We start from the raw sequence: 6860 nt of genomic DNA on the forward strand, positions 1-6860 counted from the left end.
GGACGCTGCAAGGCCTTCTCCGACGACGCCGACGGTGCAGGCTGGGCCGAAGGCGTCGGCCTCTTGGTCGTCGAACGCCTCTCCGACGCCCGGCGCAACGGCCACCCGGTACTGGCAATCCTGCGAGGCTCCGCCGTCAACCAGGACGGCGGCAGCAACGGCCTCACCGCCCCCAACGGCCCCTCGCAGCAGCGGGTGATCCAGGCCGCACTGGCCAACGCGCACCTCGCCACCGCCGACGTCGACATCGTGGAAGCGCACGGCACCGGCACCGCCCTCGGCGACCCGATCGAAGCACAGGCAATCCTGGCCACCTACGGCCAAGGACGACACACCGACCGGCCGTTGTGGCTCGGCTCGCTGAAGTCCAACATCGGGCACACCCAGGCAGCCGCGGGCGTCGCGGGCGTCATCAAGATGGTCCAGGCGATGCGGCACGGCGTGATGCCCCGCACCCTGCACGTGGACGCACCCTCCCGACACGTCGACTGGAGCACCGGCAGCGTCGAACTCCTCACCGACAACCGGCCATGGCCCGACCTCGACCGCCCCCGCCGCTCAGCCGTCTCCTCCTTCGGCATCAGCGGCACCAACGCACACGTCATCCTCGAAGCAGCACCGCAGGAGGACGCCGCTCCGGCGACCGAGCCGGCGCCCGAGGTACCGGAACCGCCGGTGGTTGCCTGGGCGCTGTCGGCGAAGAGCCCGGCCGGGGTGCTGCGGCAGGCAGCTCGGCTTCTGGCGCGGGTCACGGACGATCCCGGCCTCGACCCGCGTGACGTGGGATACACCTTGGCCACGGGCCGGGCGCTGATGGGCCACCGGGCCGTCGTGCTGGGGGCCGGGCGCGACGAGCTGATCGGCGCGCTGGCGTCCCTGGCCCGGGGCGAGGACGCGCCCGACGTCGTGGTCGGCACCGCTCCCACCGCCGCGGCGGGTGGACTCGCACTGGTCTTCTCCGGGCAGGGCTCGCAGCGGACCGGCATGGGCCGGGAGCTGTACGAGCGGTACCCCGTCTTCGCCGAGGCGTTCGACGCCGTATGCGCCGCCGTCGACGCGCACCTTGACGGGTACGCCGAACACCCCCTGCGCGAGGTCGTGTTCGCCGCCGAGGACTCGCCGCTGGCCCCGCTGCTACAGCAGAGCATGTACACCCAGACCGGTCTGTTCGCGCTGGAGGCGGCGCTCCTCGCACTGCTCCGCACATGGGGGGTGAGGCCCGACCACGTCATGGGCCACTCCCTGGGCGAGATCACCGCGGCGTACGCGGCGGACGTGCTGTCGCTGGCCGACGCCTGCGCGCTGGTTGCCGCGCGCGGCCGGTTGATGCAGGCGCTGCCCGAGGGCGGAGCGATGGTGGCGATCAACGTCGGGGAGCGGGAGGCCGAGGCTTTCCTCGACGAGGCGGCCATGACGGGGGCCGTGGGGATCGCCGCGGTCAACGGACCCCGCTCGGTCGTCGTGTCGGGTGACGAGGACGCCGCGGTCGAGGTCGGCGAACACTTCAGGAAGGCCGGGCACCGGGTACGGCGCCTCCTGGTCTCGCACGCCTTCCACTCGCACCGCATGGACGCGATGCTGGACGAGTTCGCCGACGTGGTCGCCGGACTGTCGTTCCAGCCGCCGCGTATCCCGATCGTCTCGAACGTCACCGGGGGACCGGTCGACGTCGAACTGTGCGACCCCGGCTACTGGGTGGAGCACGTGCGGCGGGCGGTGCGGTTCGCCGACGGCGTGCGGAGCCTGGCCGACCGGGGCGTCACCGCCTTCCTGGAGATCGGGCCGGAAGCGGTGGCCACCCCGATGGTGCACGCCACCATGGACGCGGCCATGGACGCGGCCATGGACGCGGCCATGGACACCGCCACGGACGCGGCCCCGGGCGGTCGCGGGTTCCTCGCCGTGGCCGCGCTCACGTCGGGTCGGCCCGAACCGCTCGCGCTCACACGCGCACTCGGCGAGCTGTACGCGGCCGGCAGGACAGTGGAGTGGGAGCGGCTGCTGCCCGGCGGACACCACGCGGACCTGCCCGCCTATCCGTTCGCGGAGCAGCGCTACTGGCAGGACGCGTCCGGGTCGACAGCGGGGATTCGCGCCGCCGGTCTGACCGCCAGCCGGCACCCGCTGCTCGGCGCGGCAGTGCGCCTGGCGGACGGCCAGACGGTGCTGACCGGTTCGGTGAAGCCCGGCGCGCACCCCTGGCTCGCCGACCACGCGATCTCCGGCACTGTGCTGCTGCCCGGTACCGCGTTCCTTGATCTGGCCCTGCACGCCGGAGAGGAAGTGGGCTGCCCGTTCGTCGAGGAACTGACGCTACGGACACCACTGCTCCTGTCCGCCGACACCGCCGTGCACCTCCAGGTCGTCGTCGGCCCGCCGGACGACGACGGCCGTCGGCCGGTCACCGTCTACTCCTCGCGGGCCACGCCCACGGCTCACGCCTCCGACGCCGAGCCGCTGGTCGCCCACGCGACGGGCACCCTGTCGCATGCGTCCCCGCCCGCGGCCGGCGCGTGGGCCTGGCCGCCCGCCGGCGCCGAGCCCGTCCCGGTCGACGCTTTCTACGACGACCTGGCCTCGCGCGGCTACGGTTACGGCCCTGTGTTCCAGGGCCTGCGCACCGCTTGGCGGACCGAGGACGCGCTCTACGCGGAGGTCGAACTGCCCGTCTCGGCGGGTGCGTTCGGTATCCATCCGGCGCTGCTCGACGCGTCCCTGCATGCCGTGACCCTCGGCGTGCCGTCCCTTTCCGGAGCCGACGCCGCCCAGCCGCTGCTGCCGTTCTCCTGGACGGGTGTGGCCCTGCGGGCGTCCGGCGCGACAGCGGTACGGGTCCGGCTCACCGCCGCCCAGGACGGTGCCGTGTCCTTGTCCGCGGTCGACACCGCCGGGCAGCCCGTCATCGAGGTCGACGCGCTGGCGCTCCGGCCGATGTCCGCGGGCACCGCCCCGGAGCAGGAGAGCGGGCTCCATCTGCGGTGGCGGCCCGTCTCCGCAGCTGAGACGCCGGAGCCGCGGGACGGTGCGGTGACCGTGGTGCACGTCGAACCCGGCGAGGTGCACGCGCGCCTGGCGGAGGTGCTGGACCGCGTACAGCGCTTCCTCGCCGAGCCGGTGGACGACGAGGCGAGGCTCGCGCTGGTCACCCACGGTGGCCTCATGGAGCGTCCCGACCCGGCCACCGCCGCCGTCTGGGGCCTCCTGCGCTCGGCGCAGGCCGAACACCCCGGCCGGCTCCTGCTCGTCGACGTCGACGCGCGGTCGGACGAAGCCGTCGCCGCGGCCGTCCGCTCCGGGGAGCCCGAGGCCGCTGTTCGCGACGGGCAGGTGTTCGCCCCCAGGCTCAGCCGCTCGGGCCCGGCCGTCCTGCCCCTTCCCGACTCGCCCGACTGGCGCCTGGAGGTGACCGGCGAGGGCACCCTGACCCTCACCGCCGCTCCGACAGACGCCGCTCCGACACCCGCCGCGCGGCCGGACGCCGTACCGCCGGCCACCCTGGCGCAGGCGGGGCAGGTCCGGGTGGAGATGCGGGCCGGCGGGATCGACCACGACGCCTGGGTCTCCGGGCCCGCACTGCCGGGCGTCGAGGGCGCGGGCGTCGTGGTGGAGGTCGGCCCGGCGGTCACCGGTGTGGCCGTGGGCGACCGCGTGTGGGGTGTCTTCCCGGACGGCGGCGCCCTGGGCCGGACGGCGGTCACCGACCATCGGTGCCTCGCGCGCCTGCCGAAGTCCTGGACCTTCGCCGAGGCCGCGGCGGCCCCCGCGGCGTTGCTGGCCGCCTGGTACTGCCTGGTGGACGACGCCGGGGTGCGTCCCGGGCAGCGGGTGCTGATCCACGCGGGGGCGGGTCACGCCGGCCTCGCCGCCGTGCGGATCGCCCGCCACCTGGGCGCCGAGGTGTTCGCCACCGCGCCCCTCGGCTCCCGGGCGGCGCTGCGCGAAGCGGGCCTTGACGCCGACCACCTCGCCGAGCCCGAGGCCGGGGACATCGCGAGGAAGGTGCCGACGGGACTGGACGTCGTCCTGGACCCGGAGGGCAGCGCCGCCGCTGAGGCGTCGGCCGCCCTGCTGCTCGCCGCCGGCGGCCGGTACGTGGCCTGCGACGCGCGGTTCGCGGTCGCCGGCCTCGACGCCGCCCGGCGGCAGGAGATCCTCACGGAGCTCACCGGCCTGGCCGACGCCGGCGCCCTGCGCGCTCTGCCGGTCATGGCCTACGACGTCCGGTCGGCTCCCGAGGCCCGCCGGCGGCCGGCCGCGGAAGCGCGCACCGGCCACCCCGGCAAGGTGGTGCTGACGATCCCGCGCCCGCTCGACCCGGCGGGCACGGTCGTCGTCACCGGTGCGAGCGGCACCCTGGGACAGCTCGTCGTACGGCGGCTCGTGGACGCACACGGCGTCCGCAACCTCCTGCTGCTCAGCCGCAGCGGCGGCCAGGCACCGCGGGAGGTGCTGGACAGCGGGGTCCGGGTGCGATCCGTCGCCTGCGACGTGGCGGACCGCGACCAACTCGCGGCGGCCCTCGCGGGCATCCCGGCGGAGCATCCGCTGACCGCCGTCGTGCACACGGCCGGTGTCCTCGACGACGGCGTCGTGGAGGCGCTCACCCCGGAGCGGCTCGCCGCCGTGCTGCTCCCGAAGGCGGACGCGGTCCTCGCCCTGCACGACCTGACCGCCGGCGCCGACCTGGCGGCGTTCGTCGTGTTCTCCTCGGTCGCCGGGGTCCTCGGCTCGCCGGGGCAGGCGAACTACGCCGCGGCGAACGCCTTCCTGGACGCGTTCTGCACGCGCCGGCACGCGTCCGGACGTCCCGCCGTCTCCGTCGCCTGGGGTATGTGGACCCGGACCAGTGCGATGACGGCGGGTCTGGGAGCCGCCGACCTCAGCCGGATAGCCCGCACAGGGCTGCTGCCGACCTCCACGCAGGACGGCCTCGCCGCCTTCGACCGGGCCCTCGCCGGCGCCCTGCCGAACGTCGTCCCGGTGCGCGTCGACGCGGCCGCGCTCCGCGCCGCGGGCACCGTCCCACCTCTGCTGCGGGAGTTGGCGCCGGTCCGGGGCCCGCGGGCCGCGGCGAGTGCGCCGGCGGTACAGGAGGAGTCCCTGGGGAGCAGGCTGCGCGGTCTTCCGGCCGATCGGCGCCGCGCCCTGCTGCTCGACCTGGTCCTGGCCGACGTCGCCCAGGTGCTCGGGCACGACGACCCGCGCGGTGTCCCGGAGGACGGGGCTTTCCGCGACCTGGGCTTCGACTCGCTGACCGCCGTCGAAGTGCGCAACAAGATCAACAATCGCCTCGGTACGAAGCTGACCGCCACCGCGGTGTTCGACCATCCCAGCCCGCGTGCCCTGGTGGACCATCTGCTCGACGAGCTCGCTCCGGAGCCGGCGACGGCGTGGGACGCCGGCGAACCTGACTACGAGCAGGTGATGTCCGACCTCGCCAGGGTCGGGAAGCGCCTGGCGTCGCTCAAGCTCACCGGCACGCAGCGGACCGCGCTCGCCGACGCCGTCCGCGGCCTGGCGGAGCCGTGGGGGGACGCGGATTCCGCGGCCGATGCAGACGGGCCGGTACCGGCCCGTCTGGAGTCCGCGACCGCGGAGGACGTCCTCTACTTCGTCACCAACAACCTCGGTATCTCCATCTCCGGCGCCGAACAGCCCACCGACCAGAGTCGAGAGTGAGTTCATGCCCAGCGAAGACGAGTTGCTGAAATACCTCAAGGCGGTTTCCGAGGAACTGCACGTCACTCGCGGGCGGCTGCAGGCGCTCAAGGACCGCCGTAGCGAACCCGTGGCGATCGTCGGCATGAGTTGCCGGCTGCCCGGAGGGGTGTCCTCGCCGGACGACCTGTGGGAACTCGTCGTCAAGGGGGCGGACGCCATCGGCGCCTTCCCGAGCGACCGGGGCTGGAACACCGACGCGCTCTACGACCCGGAGCCGGGAAGCCCCGGCAAGACGTACACCCGCTCCGGCGGGTTCCTGCACGACGCGGCCGACTTCGACCCCGTCGTCTTCGGGATCACCCCCCGCGAGGCGCGGGGTATGGACCCGCAGCACCGCCTGATGCTCGAAGCGTCCTGGGAGGCGCTGGAGAACGCCTGCATCAACCCGCAGACCCTCAAGGACTCCCGCACCGGCGTCTTCGCCGGCTCCTTCCACCATGACTACGACCCGGGCGGCGGGAGCGTCGGCAGCCTCGTCTCCGGACGCGTCTCCTACGCCCTGGGGTTGCAGGGGCCCGCCGTCACGGTGGACACCGCGTGCTCGTCGTCCCTGGTGGCGCTGCACCAGGCGGTCCGGTCCCTGCGGGACGGCGAGTGCACGCTGGCGCTGGCCGGCGGCGTCACCGTCCTGTCCACCCCCGGTGTGTTCGTGGAGTTCTCCCGCCAGCGCGGCCTCGCCGCCGACGGCCGCTGCAAGTCGTACGCCACGGCCGCGGACGGCACCGGCTGGGGCGAGGGTGTGGCGGTGCTGGCACTGGAGCGGCTGTCCGACGCACAGCGCAACGGCCACCGGGTGCTGGCGGTCGTCCGGGGTTCCGCGGTGAACCAGGACGGCGCCTCCAACGGCCAGAGCGCCCCCAACGGACCGTCGCAGCAGCGGGTGATCGAGGACGCCCTGGGCGCCGCGCGACTGACCCCCGCCGATGTCGACGTGGTCGAGGGGCACGGCACCGGGACCACCCTGGGCGACCCGATCGAGGTACAGGCGCTGCTGGCCACCTACGGCCAAGGACGACACACCGACCGGCCGTTGTGGCTGGGCTCGCTGAAGTCCAACATCGGGCACACCCAGGCCGCCGCGGGTGTCGCGGGCGTCATCAAGATGGTGCAGGCGATGCGGCACGGCGTGATGCCCCGCA

The 6860-nt window shown here is 74.3% G+C and carries 2 protein-coding genes; both read left to right on the forward strand.

Annotated elements, in window-relative coordinates; translation table 11 throughout:
* Positions 1 to 5679 (forward strand): type I polyketide synthase (locus tag BUE44_RS35460; RefSeq protein ID WP_143172678.1); only part of this gene is annotated, 5679 nt, incomplete at its 5' end.
* A 4-nt stretch (positions 5680 to 5683) separates the two neighbouring features.
* On the forward strand, positions 5684 to 6860 hold a 1177-nt coding region (locus BUE44_RS35465; RefSeq protein ID WP_079190372.1), incomplete at its 3' end, for a beta-ketoacyl synthase N-terminal-like domain-containing protein.

It is taken from the genome of Actinacidiphila paucisporea (assembly GCF_900142575.1).
GTDB classification, from domain to species: domain Bacteria; phylum Actinomycetota; class Actinomycetes; order Streptomycetales; family Streptomycetaceae; genus Actinacidiphila; species Actinacidiphila paucisporea.